A 20,515-nucleotide genomic window follows, 5' to 3' on the forward strand; every position below is an offset into this window, starting at 1 on the left:
AGTGGGTTTCCCTAATGTTTTTGCAAACGATCTTGTTCGTCGCCACACTCAGCGAGACTTATCATGTTTGTCGATAAAGGCCAGAGTTTGACCCTGATCTCCTCAGACGGTCAAAATGTGAATGTTCGGCTGGAGATCAACCCGCGAGCAAAGCGTTTGATCCTTCGGCTCGATGAACGCGAGAGAGAGGCGGTTGCCGTCGCGCCCTCAAGGCGTCACCTGAAGGCTGCAGCGAAATTTGCCGCTGATCGTGCAGACTGGATCGCAGACCGGCTGGCCCAGCTTCCCGACCGCAATGGGCTTGCGCCCGGCTCTGTCTTTTCGCTGCGCGGCCAACCCTGCAGGATTTCGGTTGAGGGGCCGGGACGGCGCGCGGTTCTGGAGGCGGGAGAGGTCCAGACGCTGCGTCTGCCGGGAGAGGTGGAGACTGTAGGCCGGCGCGCCGAACGCTATCTCCGCAAGGCCGCCCGCGAGGATCTTTCTGCCGCGGTCACGCAATACTGCGCGCGCCTTGGCGTCGATGCCCGGCGTGTGAGTGTGAAGGATACCCGCTCAAGATGGGGGTCATGTACCTCCAATGGCGGGCTCGCCTTCTCCTGGCGGCTCATCATGGCGCCGCCGAGCGTGCTCGACTATGTCGCCGCCCATGAATGCGCTCACCTTCTCGAGATGAACCACAGCCCGCGCTTCTGGGCGCATGTCGCCAGATGTTGCCCGGACTGGAAGCGTGAGCGCGCCTGGCTGCGCCGGCATGGCGGCGAGCTGCACGCCGTCAGCTTCTAGGCTTCAGTTTCTAGGCTTTCTGGGCCTCACCGCTCTTTGCATCCTTGCCGGAAGGGGTTTGCGGTGTGGAAGGCTGCGGCTGCTGGTCCGGGGCAAAGCTGATGATGGTCGCCCCTTCGCCGCCGCGCGCCTCACGGCTCGGCCCCAGAAGGACGAGTGTGCCGTCCGGGCGGATCTCGGCAACCAGGTCGCCTTTCGGCCGCTCGGCCAGATACTGCTCCAGCGTGTACTTGTCGGTGAGCCGCGTGCGCGAGAAATTCCAGCCGCGATACTGGTCGCGGATCAGCCCGTCATAGGTGCGCCCGCGCCGGATCAGCGTGCGCCCGCGCGCCGAGGAGCCGACCGACTTGTCATCGGTCTCATCGCCTTCGGAAAGCGAAAGCTGGTAGACGCGGTGGCGGCCGACTTCCGGGGCAAACTGGCTGCACACCAGCGCATTGTGGGAATCATTGGTCGACAGAGCGACCACGGTCGCGAACCGTGAATGGTCGAGCCGGATTTCGGCGTCCTCTGAAAGAACTTCGCCAAGGAAGGTGTCGAGACCGGCCTCACGCGCGGGCCGGAGGCGCCTGTAATTGCTGTCTGCAACGATGACATCGATCTTCACCGATTTCAGCGCCTTGGCGAATTCCACACTCCAGGAATTGGCGCCCACCAGCAGGACACCCGGCTTTTCAGACCGCGCGAGGCCAAGACGCCGGGCCAGCGGGCCAATGGTGAAGCCATGCAGGACAACGGTGGTAAACACCATCGCAAAAGCGAGCGGCACGATCTGGTCTGCACCGGAGAAATAGAAGCGGCCCTCGCGGGACAGGTCCACCAGAAGCGAGCCGAACAGGCCGGAGACGGCGACAGCAACGATACCGCGCGGCGCGATCCAGCCAAGGAGCAGCGCCTCCTTGCGGCTGAGCGTGCCAATGGTCGCGATCCAGACCGAAAGCGGGCGCACCAGGAAGAGCATCACCAGAAGGAAAAGCAGCGTGTTCATGTTCAGCGCCGATGCAATCGTCGCCGGCGTGAGGTCCGCGGTCAGGATGACGAAAACGCCCGAAACGAGCAGAACCGCGATGTCTTCCTTGAACTTGCGAAGTTCCGAAAGGTCTGCGAGCTTGGAATTGGCGAGCGTCATGCCATAGGCGGTCACGGCGACGAGGCCGATTTCCTTCTCGACCTCTTCGGCGAGCGCGTAACACAGGATGATCGAGGCGAAGATCAGCGGTGCCTTGAGGTATTCCGGCGTCCAGCCGGCGCGGAAGGCGCGCGAGATGGCGAGCCCGAAAACGATGCCGAGCCCAACGCCGATACCGGCAGCTGCGAGGATCCAGAGCCCGGCCGCGAATGTGGAATCGCCCTGGCTGGCCACGCGGATGATTTCATAGGCGGCCACAGCAAAGAGGGCGCCGATCGGATCGTTGACGATGCCTTCCCATTTCAGGAACTGCGCCGGACGGCCAGAAAGCTTGGACTGGCGCATCAGCGGCATGATGACGGTCGGGCCGGTCACGACCATGACGCCGGCAAAGACGATGGCACTCGCCCAGTCGAGGCCGGCGGCATAGTGCGCGGCGAGCGAGCCCAGAATCCAGGCGAGCGGGCCACCGAAGAACACCACGCGGCGGACGGCCGCGCCCGCATCACGAAGGTTCTCGAATTTCAGGATGAGGCCACCCTCGAACAGGATGACGGCGACGGAAAGGGATACGATCGGGCGGAGAAGGTCGCCGAACGTGCCCGACGGGTTCAGCAGCGGATCGCCAAAGATGAGCTGCCAGATGGGACCGGCTGCAAGGCCGGCTAGCGCCATGAGCACGATGGCGGGCGCCTGAAGGCGCCAGGCAAGCCATTGCGCGCCAAGACCCAGCGCGCCGATGAGCGCGCAGGCAAAGATCAGGCTTTCAGAGCCTGTTCCGGCAAGGATGAGATTCAGATCCGGCATATGTTTTCAGGGGTCCGTGGGTTTCAGGCCGCGGCGGTCTGGTCTTCGCGCGAGAAATCGAAGCCGATCTCCCGGGTGCCATAGTCGCCCGCTTCATAATGGTCGATCCTGGACTGAAACCAGGTCTTCAGATGGTTGAAGAGATAGTCGAACAGACGGGTCGAGTCCTCATCGGTTAGGGGCAGGTTCAGGGTAAACGACTCCCCGCCCTGAATGTCCAGCACAAACCGGTTGCCGATCTTCTGGCACTGGGTCGTGATTCTGATCCAGTCAGTGCCGCCTGTGACCCGGACGGCCAGGCCGAATGCAATGGGCCCAAGCGGACGAAAGCCGCGCGGCGGGACAGAAAAAGCCTGATCACCATAAGGCTTGGGCTGGAATTCACCCTGCGGCGGAACGAGCTGCACGCAGATCCCGTCAGACGCGTCGAGATAGTCGCAAAAGCCGGACCGCACCTGTTCTGCCAGCTGGCGGACGCGCGCATAATTCTCGGCGGCAAGGTCCTGATAGACCTTTGCGATCGCTTTCAATTCCTCGAAACGGGACATGCGAGGGACTCCGGCTGCCTCTTGCGCTCGCAGCAAACTAGGGGCCCGGAGGCCCGAATGCGAGTCGGCGGGTGAATTTACTTTTAGGTTTCTCAGGCCACCCGGCCCGGGCGCGCCGCCGGAAAGGCCGCGACATTTGATGAGGGCGGATCGACATCTTCCACGGCTGGCCGCAGATGCACGGGCAGCCCGGCCCGCGCGAGTTCCACCGCTGTCGAGGGCGCAACCCCCTCATGCCAGGCCGTGATCACTGTGCGGATTGTCTCAAGGTACAGTATTTCTTCATCGACCACCTGACCGAAACGCGCCGCCAGCGGCCCGACAAGCCCATAGGCGAGGAAGACGCCGAGAAATGTGCCGAGAAGCGCTGTAGCGATCATCGGGCCAAGAACATCCGGCGACTGGTCGATCAGGCTCATCGTCTTGATGATGCCGAGCACCGCTGCAACGATACCCAGCGCGGGCAGGGCGTCCGCCAGCGAGTTGAGGGCACCCACAGCGCGGTGGCGGGTCTGCGCGGCACTGGCGACGGCATCGTCGAGGTGCGCGCCGACGGGCGACTTGCCTCCGGGATTGAGGGCATGCAGCCGCAGGCTGTCAGTGATCATCGCGGTCGCCGTGCTGTCGGCAAGAAGACGCGGGCGGCTGGTAAAGAGGTCTGAGGTTTCCGGGCTCTCTATGTCGGCTTCGATGGCCAGCATGCCGCCACGGCGGGCGCGGCGCAGGAGATCATTGAGGCCGCTGAGCAGGTCAGCATAGTCGGCGCGGGTCCATTTTGCTCCGCGCATGGCTTTCGCGATTCCGGCCAGCGCATCGCCGGCCACGCGCGGCGAATTGCCAATGACAAGCGTGCCGAGCCCGGCCCCGCCGATGAGAGCGAGTTCGAAGGGAAGGGCGCTGAACAGGGCCGGGCTGCCGGTAAAAACCAGCGCGCCCGCGATAAGGACAACGACCATGAGAAGGCCGAACAGTTGGAACATGACATGGCTCCGGAAGAAGGGTCAGCCAAGAGGTCTAGCAGGTCAGGCTTTAGATATGGTTTCCGTCCATTTCCGGCGTTGAGCTGACGCAAGGGCGCGCTTGTAATTTGTCGCAGCCGGCCCGAAGAGAAGGCATGACCGATCAACCCGCACCGCAGCTCGGACGCGACCGGCCGGACCGCAGGGGCGCGTTCCGGCTGCTCTTCTTTGCCCTGCTGGCTGTGGGCGCGGGGAACACAATGCTGGTGAGCGCCATCCTGCCGCCGCTCGCGCGAGATTTGGGCCTGCCCGACTGGATGGCGGGGGCGATCTTCTCGCTCTCTGCAGCGCTCTGGACGATCACATCTTCCTTCTGGGGCCGCAAAAGCAACGACTGGGGCAGGCGCCCTGTTGCCGCGCTCGGCATGCTTGGGTTTTCCATCTCGATGCTGCTTTTCGGTACCAGCGCGGCGCTCGCAATGGCCGGTTATCTGGAAGGCTCGGTCGTCATCTTTATCTGCCTTCTCTTCTCACGCACCCTGTTCGGCCTCTTCGGGTCGGGGACCAATCCGGCCGCGCAGGCCTATATCGCCGACCGGACGAGCCGGGACAAACGAACCGAGGAGATCGCCTCCCTGACATCGGGCTTCAGCTTCGGTGCCGTGGCCGGACCTGCCTTCGCGGCAGCGGCGGGCGCCGTGTTCGGTCTGCTGACGCCGGTCTTCATGATCAGCGCGGCAGCCGCCGTTCTTTCCTTCCTGATCTATACAAGGCTGCCGGAGCAGACGGCGCCGCGAAAGGAAGCGGGCCTCAAGACCAGCGGCAAGAAGGAAGGCGACGGGCTGTGGCGCGATCCGCGCGTCTACCCCTATCTCATCTTTGCGATTGGCCTGTCAGTGGTAACGGGCACGCTGACGCAGACCTTTGCCTTTGCGATCATGGACAAGATCGGCGTCGACGGGGCTGAGGCGATGCAGTTTACCGGTCCGGCCTATACAGTGGGCGCGGCCGGCACACTGATCGCGCAGCTCGTCATCATTCCCCGTCTCAAGATGACCAACCGGACCCTGATGGTGACCGGCGCCCTGACGCTGTCGGTCGGAGCATTCATGATCGTGCCGACAAGTGAATTTGCCGTCCTGGTTCTGGCGCAGTTCTTTGTCGGACTGGGGCAGGGTCTTGCACGGCCGGGCTTTTCAAGCGGTGCCTCTCTTGCGGTGGGCTCCAGCCTTCAGGGCAATGTGGCCGGCCTTGTCATCTCTGCCAATGGGATGGGCTTTATCGTCAGTCCCTTCTTTGGCCCGTGGACCTATGAACATGTCCATCAGAGCGCGCCTTTCATCGGCGCGGGTGTCGTGCTTCTTGTCATGGCGGTTTTCGCCCGCCGCGTCTTTCCGGCCAATCAGGTCTATCAGGACGATGACGATCAGCCGGAAATCTACGACTAGGCGGGCGGCCTAGCTTCTGAGCTGGGCCAGCACCGCATTGAGCGCGGGTTTGGAGGGATAGCCGTCGGCCACCAGTCCATTGGCCTGCTGGAAACGCTGCAAGGCCCCGCGTGTGCCGGACCCGACTATGCCGTCGACGCCGCCGGCATCATAGCCAAGCTGGTTGAGCGCGGACTGAAGCTGCTTCACTTCCTCAATTGTCAGCCGCTCCATATCGCGCGGCCACGCGGCGACCGGCCCATATTGTCCGCCCAGCCCGTCGGCGAGGAGACCGACGGCGAAGGCATAGCTGTTGGACCGGTTATAGGTCTTGAAGACCTCGAAATTGCGGAAGAGGAGGTATTTCGGCCCGGTCGCGCCCGCAGGCAGCCAGAGCTGGGCATAGTCGCTGTCGGAGGCGCCGAAACTGCCGCCGCGGATGGGGGTGAGGCCCTGCGCCTTCCAGGTGGAGAGGCGCCGGTCATTGCCATCGGCCATCGACCAGTCAAAGCCCTGCGGCGCGATCACTTCGGTGCCCCATGGCTGATCGAAACGATAACCGGAGGCAGAGAGATAATTGGCCGCCGAGGCCAGCGCATCGGGCGCCGAGGTCCAGACATTGGCGAGGCCGTCGCCATCATAGTCCTGCGCATAGGTCAGATAGGTGGTCGGCATGAACTGGGTATGGCCCATCGCCCCCGCCCAGCCGGAGCCAAGCTGATCGACGCGGGCATAGCCGTTTTCGACAATCTCGAAGAGGGCCGTGATCTGACTTTCGGCGAAGCTGCGGCGGCGCCCTTCCACGGCCATGTTCGCCAGCGTGTTCGCGGCGCTGAAATCGCCCATATAGCCCCCGAAATTCGTCTCCATGCCCCAGATGGCGCCCAGCACTTCGCGGTTGACGCCATAGGTCTGTTCGATGCGGTCAAAGACAGGGCCGAGCTCAGCCAGCTTGCGCTGGCCGGTCTCGAAGCGCGCATCCGTGACGGCGGTGGACAGGTAGTCCCAGATCGCCTTTGCGAACTCAGCCTGGTTTGCAACTTCCGACTGATTGTCCGGGCCGAGATAGATGTCCAGCGGGCGGATATCCTTCAGGAGTGCATAGACGAGAGCCGGATTGTGGCCTTCGGCGCGGGCGCGCATGGCAAAGTCCTCGCGCCAGGCGTCCATCTCGGCATTGCCGGTGGGATCGAAGGGGCCGGTGGGCCCTGAAAAGGCGGTGGCATCCGGGGAGCCGGCCGGGTCGCCCGGCACGGCGGCGGGGCCAGTGTTCGCGGCCGGAACCGTGACGGGCGTACTGACCGGCTGCTGGGCCTGTCCCTCCGGTGGCTGCACCGGATATGTCTTCTGGGAGGGCGGTGTCGGCGCCGGGCCTGCCTGCGGGGCGGGCTCAGGGGTGGCCGCACAGGCGCCAAGCAGGCCGGCAAGTGTAGTGGCCAGTGCTAGGCGATTGAGGACCTTGGGTCTAAGCGTCATATGGCGAATCTTCCTTTTACCGTCGCGGTGCGTGTGCGGCGTTGACTCTGTATAGTCCATTCTGTATCTGGCGCCCCTTACGAGTTTTCAAAGATCGCCGGGGCACTCCCATGAAAGTTAAGTCTTCACTGAAATCCTTGAGAACGCGCCACCGCGATTGCAAGGTCGTGCGCCGCAAGGGCCGGACATACGTCATCAATAAAACCGACCCCCGCTTTAAAGCAAAGCAGGGCTAAGCAGAAGATGAACGCATCAGCCGGGTGGAGGATTTCTGCCTGTGTCTGACCGCATCATCCTGTTCGACCTCGGGAATGTCATTCTCGAATGGTCGCCGGTTCGTCTTTACCGGAAGATCTTTCCGAGCGCGGCAGAGGCTGAAGCCTTCTGCCGCGACGTCTGTAATATGGCCTGGCATGTCGAACATGACCGGGGCCGCACCTTCGCGGAGGGTGCCCGCCTGCTGAAGCAGGACTTCCCGCATTATGCAGATGAGATCGATGCCTGGCATGGCCGATGGTTCGAGATGTTCGACGGCTATGTGCCCGGCGTCCTGCCGCTGATGGGGCGTCTGGAAGAGGCGGGCTACCCGCTTTACGCCCTCTCCAACATGTCGCATGAGGTCTGGCCCGAAACGCGCGAGCGGTTCGCCATGCTCAAAATCTTCCGGGACGCGGTCATCTCAGGTGCCGAGGGACTGATCAAGCCGGACCGCGCGATCTATGACGTTGCGCATGAGCGGATGGGCCGGCCCGACAGGGCCTCTGTCTTTTTTATCGATGACAGCCAGAAAAATGTCGACGCCGCGCGCGATTTCGGCTTCCGGGCACACCGGTTCACGACCGCTCAGGCGCTGGAAGCAGCGCTTGTCGAGGAAGGCATATTGCAGCCTGCCACCTGATCGCCGCAATCGGGCCTTGCCGAGACCGCAGCGACACTCATACTCAAGGGCATGCTGAAAGCGCTTTTCATCGCAGGACTTATCTCTGTCAGCGGCCCCGCCTATGGGCCGAGCGACGAGATGTTCGAGGAGCTGAAGAATGCCCCCAGCGAGGAAGCGGCACACAGCACGGCGCTCGACATCTGGGCGGCATGGCTGGAAAGCGGATCGGCGGCTGCCGACCTCGTCATGGAGCGCGCCGTCGCGGCCCAGTCGGCCGGCGAGCTTGAGCTTGCACATGAACTCTATGACCGGGTGATCGCCATCCAGCCGGACTATGCCGAAGCCTATAACCGGCGGGCATCGGTCTTTCTGATGGAAGAGAATATGCCCGAAGCCCTGCGCGACGTGAATGAGGCGCTGCGGCTTGAGCCGCGCCATTTCGGGGCGTGGACGGGACTGGGGCGTATCCTCGAAGAACTGGGCGCGAAGGAAGAAGCGCTTGAGGCGTATCGCGAGGCCCTGAAGATCCATCCGCAACTTGAGGCGGCGCGCGCGGCCGAATCCCGGCTGACGCGTGCGCAGAACGGTCAGGGGCTTTGAAGATCTTCCTGCTCGGCCTGCTCCTCCTGCTGGCGCTTGGCGGTGTCGGGGCGTGCGTACACAGCGCGATCTATACCAGTAATGTGGAAGAGAAATATCCGCCCGTCGGCGAGTTCGTCGAGGTGAACGGGGCAAAGGTCCATGTCATCACAGCAGGTGAGACCGGCCCGCCCGTCCTGATGATCCATGGCGCGTCGGCGAATGCCCGCGAATACACATTCACCCTTGCGCCGCGTCTTGAAGAGAATTTCCGCGTCCTGATGGCGGACAGGCCGGGCCATGGCTATTCCACCCGGCCGGAAGACGATGAGGAACTGGGCGTGCAGGCGGCCCAGATGGCGGGTGTGCTGCGGGCCTTTGCGCCCGGCGAAAAAGCTGTGGTCGTCGGTCATTCCTATGGCGGCGCCGTGGCGCTCAGGCTGGCGCTCGATTTTCCGGACATGGTGAGCGGCGTCGTGCTTCTGGCGCCGGTGACCCATGACTGGGGCGGGGGCGGCGAAGCCTGGTACAACAAGGTTGCAGGCCCGCCCATTATCGGCCCCGTCTTCTCCCAGCTCGTGCCACTGGTGGGCCCTTCCATGGTGAAAAGCGGCGTGGATGGCGTGTTCGATCCGCGCGAGGCGCCTGAGGATTATTATGCCGAGGCAGCCATCGGACTTCTCTTCCGGCCGCCCAACTTCCGGGCCAATGCCGACCAGATGAACGCCTTGCGTGGCGAACTTGCCGCCCAGCAAAGCCGCTATCCAGAGCTGGATATGCCGGTGGTGCTGTATTCAGGCGCAAAGGACACGGTGATCGATCCCAAACTCCATGCCGGGAAGATCAAGACACAGGTCACCGATTTCGACCTCGTCAAACTGCCCGATACCGGCCACATGCCCCACCATGCGCATGGCGGCGATGTGGCCGATACGATCAGGCGTCTGGCTGACGGGGCCGATCAGTCCTCATAATCGACGAGACCGCTTGCGAGCCCCATCACGTGAAAGATCTCGTTCTGCTCGATCGTGCCGCGGACGAGTTCTGCACCCGGCCCGCGGGCAAAGACCGGAACGTCCTCGCCAGCATGGGTTTCAGATCCGTAGAGGACCAGTGTCTGCTGGTGAAAGTCCTTGTCGGTCGTGTCGACATTGGTGAGGTCTTCGCGCGCACAGTCCTCTTCGCCGGGCTTGCAGGCCGTCTGGCCATTTGCATAGCCGAGAGTGGTGTACGGCTTGCCGTCATCGGCGCGGGCGAGACCGCCCGGTCCATAGGCGACCTTGCCGAGGATGGGATTGCCCCGGACCGGATAGCCGGCAATCGTCATCGTATGCGAATGGTCGGCGGTCACGATGATCAGCGTGTCGTCCGGGTCGGTCATGTCGACAGCGGTCTGTACCGCTTCATCCAGCGCGGCCGTATCACCCAGCGCACGGGCCGCATTGACGGCATGGTGGGCGTGATCGATGCGCCCGCCCTCGACCATAAGGACATAGCCGTCCTCATTCTGCGACAGGCGCGTGATCGCCGCTTCCGTCAGTTCTGCCAGTGAAGGTTCCCCGGCCACATCCTCTTCGCGGTCGAGATCATATTGCATGTGCGAGGGCTCGAAGAGGCCGAGGACCCGGGTGTCGCTGGCAAAGTCTACCCCGTCAAAGCCTGCCTTGTCGGTGATGTAGACGTGGCCCGGCAGATCGGTCCAGGCTTTGGTGAGATCGGCTTCATCGCGCCGCTGACCGGCTGGCTCGCCGCTTTCCGGGTCCGTCATGGAAGACGGAAAGAAGGCGCCGCGCCCGCCGCCAAGGACAATCTCGAAGCCGTCGCCGGCCTCCCATTCGACCAGCTGGCGGGCAATGTCCTTGCAATCTGTGCCGCCGACCTGCGCGTCGTCTTCCCAGTTGCGGTCTGCGCTTTCGGCATAGGTGGAGGCAGGCGTGGCATGGGTGATGCGGGCGGTGGAGACAATGCCAGTCGCAAGCCCGGCGTTTTCGGCGATTTCAAACAGGGAATCGGTGCTCTGCCCCTCAACCGAGGCGCAGTTGCCATAAGCGATGCCAGAGCGCAGGCCGAGCGTGCGTGACAATGTCTTGACGCCTGTGACCAGTGCCGTCGCCGTGGCGGCGCTGTCTGGAACCTGTGCATCATGGCTGTAGGTCTTGGAGAAGGCCGAATAGGGCAGGCTCTCCATGGCGAGGCGGTAGCTCTCGCCATCCAGGCCCTTTTGCTGACCGGCATAGATGCGCCCCGCCGTGACGGTGGAAACGCCCATGCCGTCGCCGACAAACAGGATCACATTCTTGGCCTGCGGCACGAAATCGGCGCCCGCGCGGGTCTTCACCGCCCCCGACGCCGTCACGTAATAGGAGTCGCTGGCCTGCTGCGGCACCACGCCGGCGCGCACGGGCGCGGCAGTTTCCGTGGCTGGCGCGCTGGCTTCATCGACGGTGCTGGCGGTCGTGCAGGCAGCCAGCACAACCATGCTGGTCATGCCGAGGAAGATCGGGCGTAGGTTGCGGGCAAGCGGTCTGTTCATGGCGATGGTCTCCTTTGCTCAAGGGCGGGTTGTAGCTTCGGCCTGTGACGGTTTTGACAATTTGCGGCGCCGGCGTTTTACCCCGCCCTGCGAGAGCCAGATCCCGAACAGGATGAGGACCCCGCCCGCGCCCTGTATGCCGGTGAGCGTCTCGCCAAAAAGCTGCCAGGAAAGTGCGGCGGCGAAGACCGGCTGGATCAGTACGATAATGCCTGCAATCGCAGCCGGCGTGCGGCCGAGCCCTGCGATGATAAGGCCCTGTCCACCGACCTGCGCGGCAAGCGCAAGGAAAAGCGGCACCCTGAAACCTTCGAGCGTCTCGGGGAAGACGCGTTCGCGCGCGATGAGCACGATAAGGAAGGCAACGGCTGACTCGACAACTGTCAGCCAGAAGATGACATCCATTGCGCCCAGCCGGTTACGCGCGAGCTTTGAAAAGAGCATGTAGCCTGCCACCATGATGGCCGCGCCGACCGCCATGAGATCCCCGCGAATATCGGCCTGACCCTCAGAGCCTCCGCCCTGCGACAGGGCTGCCGCCCCGATGATGGCGACCACAACGGCGATGAACCAGATCGGTTTTGGCCGCTCTTTCAGCACCATCCAGGCGATAAAGCCGACACAGACATTGCCCATATTCACGATGAAAGTCGCGTTGGCGACGGTGGTGAGCGTAAGCGCCCAGTGCCAGAGCGCGATATCGATGGCAAACAGCGTGCCGGCCAGGATCACATAGGGGTCGATCCGCTTCGGCAGCCGCCGTTCAATCCCGACCAGCAGGACGAACAGCATGGGGATGGCAAACGTATAACGCCAGAAAGCAATGGCCTGGGGGCCCAGCGTGTCGAGACCAAAGCGCAGGCCGATCGGTGCCAGACCGATACACAGGCCGCCAAGCAGGAGCAAAAGAGGGCCAAGCCAGCTACGGGCTGCTGCGGTATCGCTCATGATGACTTGTCCTCAAACGCCCGCGAGCCGTTTCACATCTTCGGGCGTTAGCCCGTCTTCCCGCAGGCTCGCAAGGCTTTTTGATGCAAACCGTTTGGCGAGCTTCTTGCCGTCCGGCCCCTTGATCAGGGGATGGTGGGTATAGACCGGTGTCGGCCAGCCCATCAGCGCCTGCAGCAGGACATGGATGTGGGCAGCATCCTCAAGATCGGTGCCGCGAATGACATGGGTGATGCCCTGCAGCGCGTCATCATGCGTGCAGGCGACATGATAGGCGGTGGGCGCGTCCTTGCGGGTGAGATTGATATCGCCGTGGAGTTCGGGGCGGGCCTTTTCAACTGAACGCGCGCCATCCAGGCCGAGCGTCTCATAGCTCATGCGATGATAGGCCGGGCCAAGATAATCCCGGCATTTCTCCAGTGATAATCGCCACGCGAAAGGCGCCTCGCCGGCAAGGCGTTCGGCCTCAAGCTCTGCAGGAAGCGGACGCCCGGTAAAGGGTGTGTCTGCGGGCAATCCGGCAGCTTCTGTCTCTTCGGCCATTTCCCGGCGCGTGCGGAAGCAGCGATAGGTCAGGCCAAGTTCTGTCAGCCGCTCGACGACTTTCTTATAGTCGGCAAAATGTTCTGACTGGATGCGCGGTGTGCCGGGCCACGTAAAACCGAGCCAGCTCAGGTCCTCGAAAATACCATCGGTATATTCCGGCCGGCACCGTGTCTGGTCGATATCCTCGATGCGCAGCAGAACCTGCCCGCCCGCGCGGTCTGCCGCTTGCCAGACATGAAAGGCAGACGCGGCATGGCCAAGATGCAGCCGCCCCGTCGGGGACGGGGCAAAACGGGTCAGGTAATCGCTCACCCGGCCCGCTTAGCAGATCACCTCAAGCACTGACACCTGTGGGCATGGGGCAGGAGACGCCCGTACCGCCAATACCGCAATAGCCATTGGGATTCTTGGCGAGATATTGCTGGTGATAGTCCTCGGCGTGGTAGAACTCGTCCAGCGGGCGAATCTCGGTGGCGATCGGTCCGCGGCCGCTTTCATTCAGCGCTTTCTGGAAGGTGTCACGCGTTGCGGCGGCAATCTTTTCCTGCTCTTCGGTCGTGGTGAAGATGGCAGAGCGGTACTGCGTGCCGACATCATTGCCCTGGCGCATGCCCTGGGTCGGATCATGATTTTCCCAGAATGTGCGGATGAGGTCGGTCGCCGTCACTTTGGAAGGGTCATATACGACGCGCACAACTTCGGTGTGGCCGGTCTGTCCGGAGCAGGTTTCCTCATAGGTCGGGTTGGGTGTCTCGCCGCCAGCGTAACCGGCCTGCGTGACCCAGACGCCGTCCATCTGCCAGAAGATGCGCTCCACGCCCCAGAAACAGCCCATGCCGAAGACGATTTCCTCAAACCCTTCGGGAACAGGCGCGCTCATATCGTTGCCGTTCACGAAATGGGTGGTGGATGTGGGGATGGGCTGGTCGCGCCCGGGCAGGGCCTCGCCCTTTTCGGGCAGCGCTGCAGGTTTGCGGCTAAAGAACATGGTCGTCGTCCTTTCGGTCTCTCTGCGGCCAATATGGGGTTTCAGCAGCCAGGAAACAATCACGGGCTTGCGACCTACCGCTTCCATCCTCTATAGACGCGCCCTTACGGTGAGGTGGCCGAGTGGTTGAAGGCGCACGCCTGGAACGCGTGTAGGCGGTAACCCCGTCTCCAGGGTTCGAATCCCTGTCTCACCGCCATTTTCCTGTTCCAGAAAACCCAGTATCTAGGTCTGTCGGCCGGGCTGCCCGGCCTTGCGCACCATTGCCCCTTTTCTCAGCAGACATGCAGCGCGTTTCCTATTTCAGGTATCTGCTAAAATATTGCTTTACTTTTCTCGGGTTAAGTTTCGCGGCTTGACTGAGGACGACCTGATGCAACCGAGCCTGGAAAACGTGCGGGAAGCTGCGCGTCTTCATTGCCTTCGCAGGATGAAGATCCTCGATTCTGCTTCAGACGATGCATTTGATGCAATCACGCGCGCCGCCGCGCGGCATTTCCAGACGCCGATCGCACTTGTTTCGCTCGTGGATGAAAAACGCCAGTGGTTCAAGTCGCGCGTCGGTCTGGACGTCTGCGAAACCGACCGCGAGCATTCCTTCTGCGCGCATGCCGTGGCCATGCGTGACATGTTCATTGTTGAGGATGCACAGAAAGACCCGCGTTTCCAAGCCAATCCGCTCGTAACCGGCCCTCCTTTCATCCGCTTCTATGCCGGTGCTCCGATCAACGTAAATGGTTATGATCTCGGCACGCTCTGCGTGATCGATACAGAGCCAAGAACGTTCAGCGCCGTCGAACAGCGTGAGCTGAAGCGCATGGCACATCTGGCTAAAAGGCAGATCAAGCTGAAGGCGAGAATGGCCGGTCTCGAACCGGTTCAGGCGCTTGCGCCCGAGTAACGTGATGGCCCAATTAGACCTTTCAGAGATTCTGGATACGGTTCCCTACGCCGTCTTCATAAAGGACAGTCAGCACCGCTGGGTCTATGGAAACGCCGCGTTCCGCGAGCTGATCGGGGATGATTTCCTCGGCAAGGACGACAGGGACCTGTTCGGTGAAGAGCAAGTGCAGGTCTTCTGGCGTGAGGACGCACGTGTCTTCGCGGGTGAGGAAAGCCTCAATGAAGAAGAGATCGGGGAAAACCGTTTCGCGATCACCAAAAAGGTCCCGTTCAAGCTGCCGGACGGCACGACGGGTCTGCTGGGCATCATCATCGACTATATCGCCACCTCATCAGGTGAGCTGGACAAAAAGGTCCCGGCTGTGGATCTGGGCGGTTTCGAACCGCAGATGACGGCGCTGAAGCGCCGTCTGGAAGAAGCGCTGAGAGAGAAGAACCTTGCGATCGAGGTGGCCTATACAGATGCGGCGACGGGTCTGCGCAATCGCCACGGCCTGGAGGCTGACCTCGCCCGCCAGATCGCCGTCGCGGATCAGACCGGCAGGCCCTTCGCGCTCGCGCTGCTGGACCTCGATAATTTCAAACGCATCAATGACCGTTTTGGCCATGCCGCAGGCGATGAGGTCTTGAAGGTGATTGGCCGGAGGCTGAAGGAAATTCCCAGCGTCATCAGCGTCGGCCGCATCGGCGGCGATGAGTTTGCGATCATCACAGAGAAAATAGATCAGACAGATGAGGCTCGGAACGAGCGACTGGAGCGTCTGCGGCAAATTATTTTCCGGCCGATTTTTGCTGGGGACAGAGAGCTGCAAATCTCTGGCTCGGCCGGCGTGTGTATTTATCCTGCTGATGCCAGCACGGGCTCTGAGCTTCTCAGCCGGGCGGATATGGCCTTGTTCTCAGCCAAGCGCAGCGACCAGTTCTCGGCGAAAATCTTCGATAGCGCCACCTTGGTCGCCTATCAGCGCCGTATCCAGATTGAGGAAAAGCTTCCTGAGGCTATTCGCAACGGCGATATTGTGCCGGTCTATCAGCCGATTGTCTCCAGCACGACCCGCCGCGCGGTGGGTGTTGAAGTTCTGGCGCGGTGGCGCAATGAGGATCTGGGGCTGGTCAGCCCCGACGAATTCATTTCGACGGCTACCGATATCGGCGTCATCGGCAAGCTGGACCGTGCGATCTTCTCGCAGGCCATGCACGATACACGGGCCTGGCTTGAGAACGGGCAGATCGACTTTGTCTCGCTGAATGCCTCGCCGATGGACGTGGTCTCTCCGGGCTATGCGGCCGATTTCCTGCGCCGGCTGAAAGAGGCCGGAATCAGCCCGGACCATATATGTCTCGAGATTCTGGAATCCTCGATTGTCGAGGATGTGAGTTCCGCGCGCCGCAATCTCGGCAAGCTTCGCGATGCTGGCGTAGAAATCGCCCTTGATGATTACGGAACCGGCTATTCGAATTTGCGGGCCCTGCTCGACATGCCGCTCGACAAGCTGAAGATCGACAAATCCCTCGTCTGGGGGATCGAGAAAGACGACAAGGTGCTCGATCTTGTCATTTCCCTGGTCCAGCTTGGCCGGGCGCTTGAGCTGACAACGGTTGCCGAAGGGGTCGAAACCAATGCCCAGAGCGCCTTTATCGAAGGAGCGGGCTGTCCGGAGCTCCAGGGATATCTTTTCTGCAAGCCCCAGAGCCGGGCGGCCCTAGACGAGTGGTTTGCGACGCAGGCCCCTGCGGCCGAGGGAAGCGGCGAATCCCTCAAAAGCCCGGTCTAGGCGCATCGCCCTTCTTCCCGGACGCTTTTGAAACAATGTTCAGCAGTCTGCGTTCGCGGGGACATGTTCAACTTCATCAGCCAGAACGCCGCCGCGATCAGCGCCATAGCCAATGTCATCATGGTGCTGGTCTGGATCACCTATCTGCAGCTCCTGCTGAACAGCTTCATGCGCCAGCGCCGGTCCAGCCTGATCATCTCCTGTTCGGTCAGTCCGAATGACCAGCCCACCTGTTTCATGTCCAATATGAGTGAAGGGCGTTTTCACATCCAGAATATCGCGGGCACAGTTATGGTGGATGGAGAAAGCTACCGCGCGGACATTACCGAACCGACGGCGGACAACCACGAAACCTCCTTTCAGCGTCCGCTGGCCGATGGCCAAAGCCTGGACCTTGGCCTCTTCAGGGAGCTTCTGGAACGGGTGGAAGCGGCAGAGACAGGTCTGCCCTCAGATGTACTGCGCAAGCACGGTGAGATCGATTTCTATATCATCGTGATCGGCATCCATGGAGCCAGCCGCAAGGCCGTGGCTGCGCGCCGCGGGTTTCGTCTTCACCTTGAGGACGGCGACCTCAAGGCGTCCGGCCTTGTGCGGCACACCGAACAATTCCGCTGGGGCCCGGCCCGCCGGCGGATCGTGCAGGAAAGCACGGTCATCAACTAGCGCGGGGCCACGGCCCGCCCGGCAAGGCGCGAGAGAACATTGACCAGACGCGCGTCGCTATAGGGCTTGGAAAGCATATCCATCTCGCGGAATCCATCGGGCAGCGTGTCCCGTCCATAGCCCGTCGCAAAGGCAAAGGGTATCGCCCGCTCGGCGAGGGCGGCGGCCACCTTGTCCACCCGCTCGCCATGCAGGTTCGCGTCGAGCAGGACGAGATCGGGCTCGGTTTTCGACAGTATATCGAGAGCTTCGCTGACACTGGCAGCCGTGCCTACGACATCGAAGCCGAGCTGTTCGAACTTGAACTCCAGATCCATGGCGACGATGGCTTCGTCTTCCACCAGCAGCGCTTTCAGCCCGTCAAAACTGGTCACCGCGACAGCTGGCTTGTCGCTGGCAGGTTGCGGGCCTTCAGAGGGCGCCGTGCCGATATCATCCCGGTCCTGCACGTTGAACTCAATGCGGGCCTCAAGACCGTCCGGCCGGTAGCTGATCGTGGACGTTCCGCCGCTCGCTGCCAGCGTCTTTTTGATGAGCTGGGTGCCGAAGCCGGGCGTCTGCGGTTCGCTTACTGATGGGACACCGCTTTCGGACCAGACCAGCACCAGCCGGTCTGCGGCGTTCGGCGCGCGCTCCCAGCTGACCGAAAGGCGCGCCTGATCAAGGGAAAGCGCCCCGAACTTACGCGCATTTGTCGTCAACTCGTGCAGGATCAGCGCAAGATGGGTTACCAGCGTGCCGCGCAAGGTCACGTCCGGCCCGGAAAGCGTAATGGAGCTGTCGAGTTCAGCGTCAGAGCCGATTTGCGAGGCCACGAGATCGCGCAGGCTGATGCCCTGCATGCGTTCGCGCACCAGAAGGTCATGAGCTTTGGACAAGGTCTGGAGGCGCCCGCCAAAAGAGGCGAGGAAATCTTCCGGACTATCGGCAAAGGCGAGCGACTGGCTGGCGACCGACTGGACGATGGCGAGTGTGTTCTTCACGCGGTGGTTCAGCTCATCCACGAGCAGTTTCTGCATCGCCTCGGCACGTTTGCGTTCCGTGATGTCGCGGCCGATCTTGGAGGCGCCGACAACTTCGCCCGCCTGGTTTCGGAGCGGAGACACTGTCAGGGAGATATCCACCAGCCGGCCATCCTTTGCGACTCGCACCGTATCGAAATGCTTGATGCTCTCCCCATCGCGCAGTCTGGCGAGGATTTCCCGTTCCTGCTCATGAAGCTCTGGCGGGATCAGTCTGAAGACGGGCTCACCGATGATTTCTTCGGCGGTATAGCCGAAGATGCGCGTGGCGCCTGCATTCCAGGTCCGGATAATGCCGTCCAGGGATTTGCTGATAATGGCATCTTCGGAGGAGGCCACGATGGAAGCGAGCCGTTCAAGCTCGATATCATGATCAGTTGATGTGCGGTCCTGCCCCATCCTGCCCTACTCTGTTCTTGACCCCACGCTCGCGAACGCAAGACTCGCGCCAGGGTTCCAACAGCATGCAGATAGAAAAACAGCCGCCCCGCATGTTCGGGGCGGCTGCGTTGGAACCGTTCATACAGCCCAATCAGGGCTTGTCGTAGCAGAGAATGCCCCAGGAGAGCCATCCGGCCTTGCCCCCTTCGACCCAAGCGCCGAGGCCGTTGATCATCCGGTCGGCATAATCGTCGGAGACAATGCCTTTCAGCTCTGCGCGCCGGGAGGTGAGCTCCTCACGCACGCGGCCATAGTGAAGCGGCAGCATCGGTGCCATTTCCTCACGCGGACCCGGCTGAAGGCCGAGCTCTCCGGCAACCCTGTCGTAAAACTCGATTGAGCCCAGGCTGGAGAGGTGAATCCTGTCATAGATGGGCTGGAGCTTGTCAGCGGGCGCATCCGGCGTCTGCAGGATGTCGGTGAAGATCAGCCGCCCGCCAGGCTTCAGGATCCGCGCGCATTCAGCGATGATCTGTTTGCGGTCCGCCCCATGCAGGAAGCTGTCCTGGCTCCAGACGACATCAAAGCTCTCATCCTTGGCTGGCACATCGTCGAACGAGCCGTGCAGCACGTCGATCCTGTCAGCGAGACCGGCCGCCTCGTTCTTCTCACGGTTGAGCTTGTTCTGGGTCTCGGAAATGTTGACGCAGACGCATTCGCGCGCCCCGGCTTCGGTGACGAGATAGCGGGCAGCGCCCCCATAGCCGGCACCAAGGTCGATGACGCGGGGATCCGGGCCCGCCGCCTCCATCAGGCTCGCCATGCGCTTCACCGTCCGGCGGCTGGCAGGCGCGATGGCTTCGCCGGGCGTCTCATAGAGGCCGACATGGATGTCCTCGCCGCCCCAAATGGTGAAATAGAAGCGGTCCGCATCATCGCTGTCGTAGTAATCTTCGGCAACTGCGACATCTTCAGCTCTGGATTCAGCCTTCATCGCGCTTCTCCGCAACATGAATGAAGAAGTCCGGATCATTCTCGTCGAAGTCCGACTGGAAATCGCCATAGGTGCGGATCTTCTCGAACCCGGCTTCCTTCAGAAGCTTCTGCACATAGCGCCGGCGCAGCGGGAACATGTTGAGATTATAGGTCGATCCGTCCGGGAAGCTGTAACGGAAGCGGGCAAGCCCCTCATCAATGTATTCCGGCTCGGCCACGATGTCCTTGCCGCAATAATAGTATTTGTGCTTCGGTTTCGAGGCGGAGTCCTCGCTCAACAGCAGGTCGTAATTGCGCTGGTCGAGGATGAGAATCCCGTCATGCTTCAGCGCGGCATAGAATTCCGCCAGCGCCTTGCGGCGGTCCATCTCGTCATGGATGTGTGTGAAGGAATTGCCGAGGCAGATGATCGCGTCGAACTTGCCCTTGATGTCCTTGTTCAGCCAGCGCCAGTCGGCCTGACAGGTCTTCAGGACCTGGCCGCGCTTGCCGGCATTCTGGAACGCCTTCATCAGCATTTCGGCGCTGCCATCGACACTGGTGACGTCGAAGCCTTCCTCCATCAGACGGCAGGAATGAAAGCCGGTGCCGGTGGCGACATCCAGAACGGTCTGCTTGCCGCGGCCGCGCAGGATGTCGACAAAGAACTGGCCTTCGCCTTCTGCACGTGAGTCCCAGTCGATGAGCGAGTCCCACTTGTCGACAAAGCCTTCGATATATTCATCCTGATAGGTGTCCGTCTCGCGGACAGCGAGCGGATCGTCACCATAGTCCTGCTTGGTCTTCATGACGGTCTCCTGACCGGAGTTGGGTTCCATGTCCTCTCCTTCGAGCCTGTCTGTTTCAATTGCGCGATCAGGGGCGTTCTGGGTGGTCTGTCCCCGTGCTGCGGATTTCGCAGTGAGCCCCGATCGACAAGTCCTGTATGGGTCGAATGCCGATCCGTGCGACCGCATTCCCCGGACCTGACCTTTCAGAAATAGACCGGTTCGTCAAAGTATTTGGGGCTAATTATTTGACTTCGCCACGACAAATCGCGGCGAGATGCTCCGCTGTGCAGCATAATTGGCGCCGCCGCAAATTACTTTATACGTTGATATATTGCGCCTTTCGACAGGGGCGTGCGCCGAGCCAGCCGTGCCCGTATCGGATGCGCTGCGGCAAGTGAG

Annotated in this window: 20 protein-coding genes and 1 tRNA gene; 10 read left to right on the plus strand and 11 right to left on the minus strand. The window is 61.8% G+C overall.

All coding sequences use genetic code 11. From position 1 onward, the window contains the following. The first annotated feature begins 63 nt into the window (after window positions 1–63). Window positions 64–783: a SprT family zinc-dependent metalloprotease gene (locus tag ABNU55_RS04735; protein WP_290760577.1), complete on the plus strand. Its 720-nt coding sequence runs from the start codon at window positions 64–66 to the stop codon at window positions 781–783. A gap of 10 nt (window positions 784–793) precedes the next feature. On the opposite strand, the gene ABNU55_RS04740 is transcribed toward ABNU55_RS04735, so the two are convergent. The 3 genes from ABNU55_RS04740 to ABNU55_RS04750 form a co-directional block, all read right to left on the minus strand. Continuing rightward, a complete protein-coding gene (locus ABNU55_RS04740; protein WP_290754807.1) occupies window positions 794–2,719 on the minus strand; it encodes a sodium:proton antiporter in 1,926 nt (641 codons plus the stop codon). 23 nt (window positions 2,720–2,742) lie between these two features. Continuing rightward, complete coding sequence (locus ABNU55_RS04745) at window positions 2,743–3,267, minus strand: hypothetical protein (protein WP_290754809.1); 525 nt, start codon at window positions 3,265–3,267, stop codon at window positions 2,743–2,745. Between the two features lie 92 nt (window positions 3,268–3,359). Then, window positions 3,360–4,247, minus strand: a complete 888-nt coding sequence (locus tag ABNU55_RS04750) for a motility-associated protein (protein WP_290754811.1) — start codon at window positions 4,245–4,247, stop codon at window positions 3,360–3,362. Between the two features lie 134 nt (window positions 4,248–4,381). Here ABNU55_RS04750 and ABNU55_RS04755 point away from each other — a divergent pair, with 134 nt between their 5' ends. Beyond that, window positions 4,382–5,674: an MFS transporter gene (locus tag ABNU55_RS04755; protein ID WP_290760575.1), complete on the plus strand. Its 1,293-nt coding sequence runs from the start codon at window positions 4,382–4,384 to the stop codon at window positions 5,672–5,674. A 9-nt stretch (window positions 5,675–5,683) separates the two neighbouring features. Here ABNU55_RS04755 and ABNU55_RS04760 read toward each other — a convergent pair whose 3' ends face one another. Further along, window positions 5,684–7,129: a lytic murein transglycosylase gene (locus tag ABNU55_RS04760; protein ID WP_290753219.1), complete on the minus strand. Its 1,446-nt coding sequence runs from the start codon at window positions 7,127–7,129 to the stop codon at window positions 5,684–5,686. A gap of 110 nt (window positions 7,130–7,239) precedes the next feature. On the opposite strand from ABNU55_RS04760, the gene ykgO reads away from it, so the two are divergent. From ykgO to ABNU55_RS04780, 4 genes are read left to right on the plus strand one after another with little or no spacing between them, the layout of a single operon-like run. Continuing rightward, window positions 7,240–7,365, plus strand: coding sequence for a type B 50S ribosomal protein L36 (gene ykgO, locus ABNU55_RS04765; RefSeq protein WP_083910979.1), 126 nt, complete (start codon window positions 7,240–7,242; stop codon window positions 7,363–7,365). A gap of 41 nt (window positions 7,366–7,406) precedes the next feature. Then, window positions 7,407–8,027 carry an HAD family phosphatase gene (locus tag ABNU55_RS04770; protein WP_290753214.1) on the plus strand — a complete coding sequence of 207 codons (621 nt, stop codon included), beginning with the start codon at window positions 7,407–7,409 and terminating at the stop codon, window positions 8,025–8,027. A 51-nt stretch (window positions 8,028–8,078) separates the two neighbouring features. Beyond that, window positions 8,079–8,609, plus strand: a complete 531-nt coding sequence (locus ABNU55_RS04775) for a tetratricopeptide repeat protein (RefSeq protein WP_290753211.1) — start codon at window positions 8,079–8,081, stop codon at window positions 8,607–8,609. Beyond that, window positions 8,606–9,562 carry an alpha/beta hydrolase gene (locus ABNU55_RS04780; RefSeq protein ID WP_290753208.1) on the plus strand — a complete coding sequence of 319 codons (957 nt, stop codon included), beginning with the start codon at window positions 8,606–8,608 and terminating at the stop codon, window positions 9,560–9,562. The genes ABNU55_RS04775 and ABNU55_RS04780 overlap by 4 nt, the downstream gene beginning before the upstream one ends. On the opposite strand, the gene ABNU55_RS04785 is transcribed toward ABNU55_RS04780, so the two are convergent. The 4 genes from ABNU55_RS04785 to msrA are packed head-to-tail and all read right to left on the minus strand — an operon-like array spanning window position 9,550 to window position 13,603. After that, a complete protein-coding gene (locus ABNU55_RS04785; protein WP_290753205.1) occupies window positions 9,550–11,121 on the minus strand; it encodes an alkaline phosphatase in 1,572 nt (523 codons plus the stop codon). The genes ABNU55_RS04780 and ABNU55_RS04785 overlap by 13 nt on opposite strands. A gap of 18 nt (window positions 11,122–11,139) precedes the next feature. Beyond that, the gene (locus ABNU55_RS04790; RefSeq protein ID WP_290753204.1) at window positions 11,140–12,069 is read right to left on the minus strand and encodes a DMT family transporter; all 930 of its coding nucleotides are present in this window, start codon (window positions 12,067–12,069) and stop codon (window positions 11,140–11,142) included. Between the two features lie 12 nt (window positions 12,070–12,081). Further along, window positions 12,082–12,927, minus strand: coding sequence for a tRNA glutamyl-Q(34) synthetase GluQRS (gene gluQRS, locus ABNU55_RS04795; protein ID WP_290753202.1), 846 nt, complete (start codon window positions 12,925–12,927; stop codon window positions 12,082–12,084). Between the two features lie 22 nt (window positions 12,928–12,949). Beyond that, window positions 12,950–13,603, minus strand: coding sequence for a peptide-methionine (S)-S-oxide reductase MsrA (msrA, locus tag ABNU55_RS04800; RefSeq protein ID WP_290753200.1), 654 nt, complete (start codon window positions 13,601–13,603; stop codon window positions 12,950–12,952). Window positions 13,604–13,711: 108 nt separating this feature from the next. Between msrA and ABNU55_RS04805 the strand changes: the two genes are divergently transcribed. From ABNU55_RS04805 to ABNU55_RS04820, 4 genes are all read left to right on the plus strand, one after another. Continuing rightward, window positions 13,712–13,802, plus strand: a tRNA-Ser gene (locus ABNU55_RS04805). Window positions 13,803–13,976: 174 nt separating this feature from the next. After that, complete coding sequence (locus ABNU55_RS04810; protein ID WP_348764246.1) at window positions 13,977–14,504, plus strand: GAF domain-containing protein; 528 nt, start codon at window positions 13,977–13,979, stop codon at window positions 14,502–14,504. A gap of 4 nt (window positions 14,505–14,508) precedes the next feature. Continuing rightward, window positions 14,509–16,281 (plus strand): EAL domain-containing protein, encoded by a 1,773-nt coding sequence (locus ABNU55_RS04815; RefSeq protein WP_290753194.1) that lies wholly within the window; start codon window positions 14,509–14,511, stop codon window positions 16,279–16,281. 63 nt (window positions 16,282–16,344) lie between these two features. Further along, window positions 16,345–16,947, plus strand: coding sequence for a hypothetical protein (locus ABNU55_RS04820; protein ID WP_290753192.1), 603 nt, complete (start codon window positions 16,345–16,347; stop codon window positions 16,945–16,947). Here ABNU55_RS04820 and ABNU55_RS04825 read toward each other — a convergent pair. From ABNU55_RS04825 to ABNU55_RS04835, 3 genes are all read right to left on the minus strand, one after another. Continuing rightward, window positions 16,944–18,368, minus strand: a complete 1,425-nt coding sequence (locus ABNU55_RS04825; RefSeq protein WP_290753190.1) for a PAS domain S-box protein — start codon at window positions 18,366–18,368, stop codon at window positions 16,944–16,946. The two genes, ABNU55_RS04820 and ABNU55_RS04825, sit on opposite strands and share 4 nt — an antisense overlap. Before the next feature lie 133 nt (window positions 18,369–18,501). Beyond that, window positions 18,502–19,344 (minus strand): class I SAM-dependent methyltransferase, encoded by an 843-nt coding sequence (locus tag ABNU55_RS04830; RefSeq protein ID WP_290753187.1) that lies wholly within the window; start codon window positions 19,342–19,344, stop codon window positions 18,502–18,504. Next, a complete protein-coding gene (locus tag ABNU55_RS04835; protein ID WP_290753184.1) occupies window positions 19,334–20,164 on the minus strand; it encodes a class I SAM-dependent methyltransferase in 831 nt (276 codons plus the stop codon). The genes ABNU55_RS04830 and ABNU55_RS04835 overlap by 11 nt, the downstream gene beginning before the upstream one ends. Window positions 20,165–20,515 lie beyond the last annotated feature (351 nt).

The sequence above is a fragment of the uncultured Henriciella sp. genome (assembly GCF_964005855.1).
GTDB lineage: Bacteria > Pseudomonadota > Alphaproteobacteria > Caulobacterales > Hyphomonadaceae > Henriciella.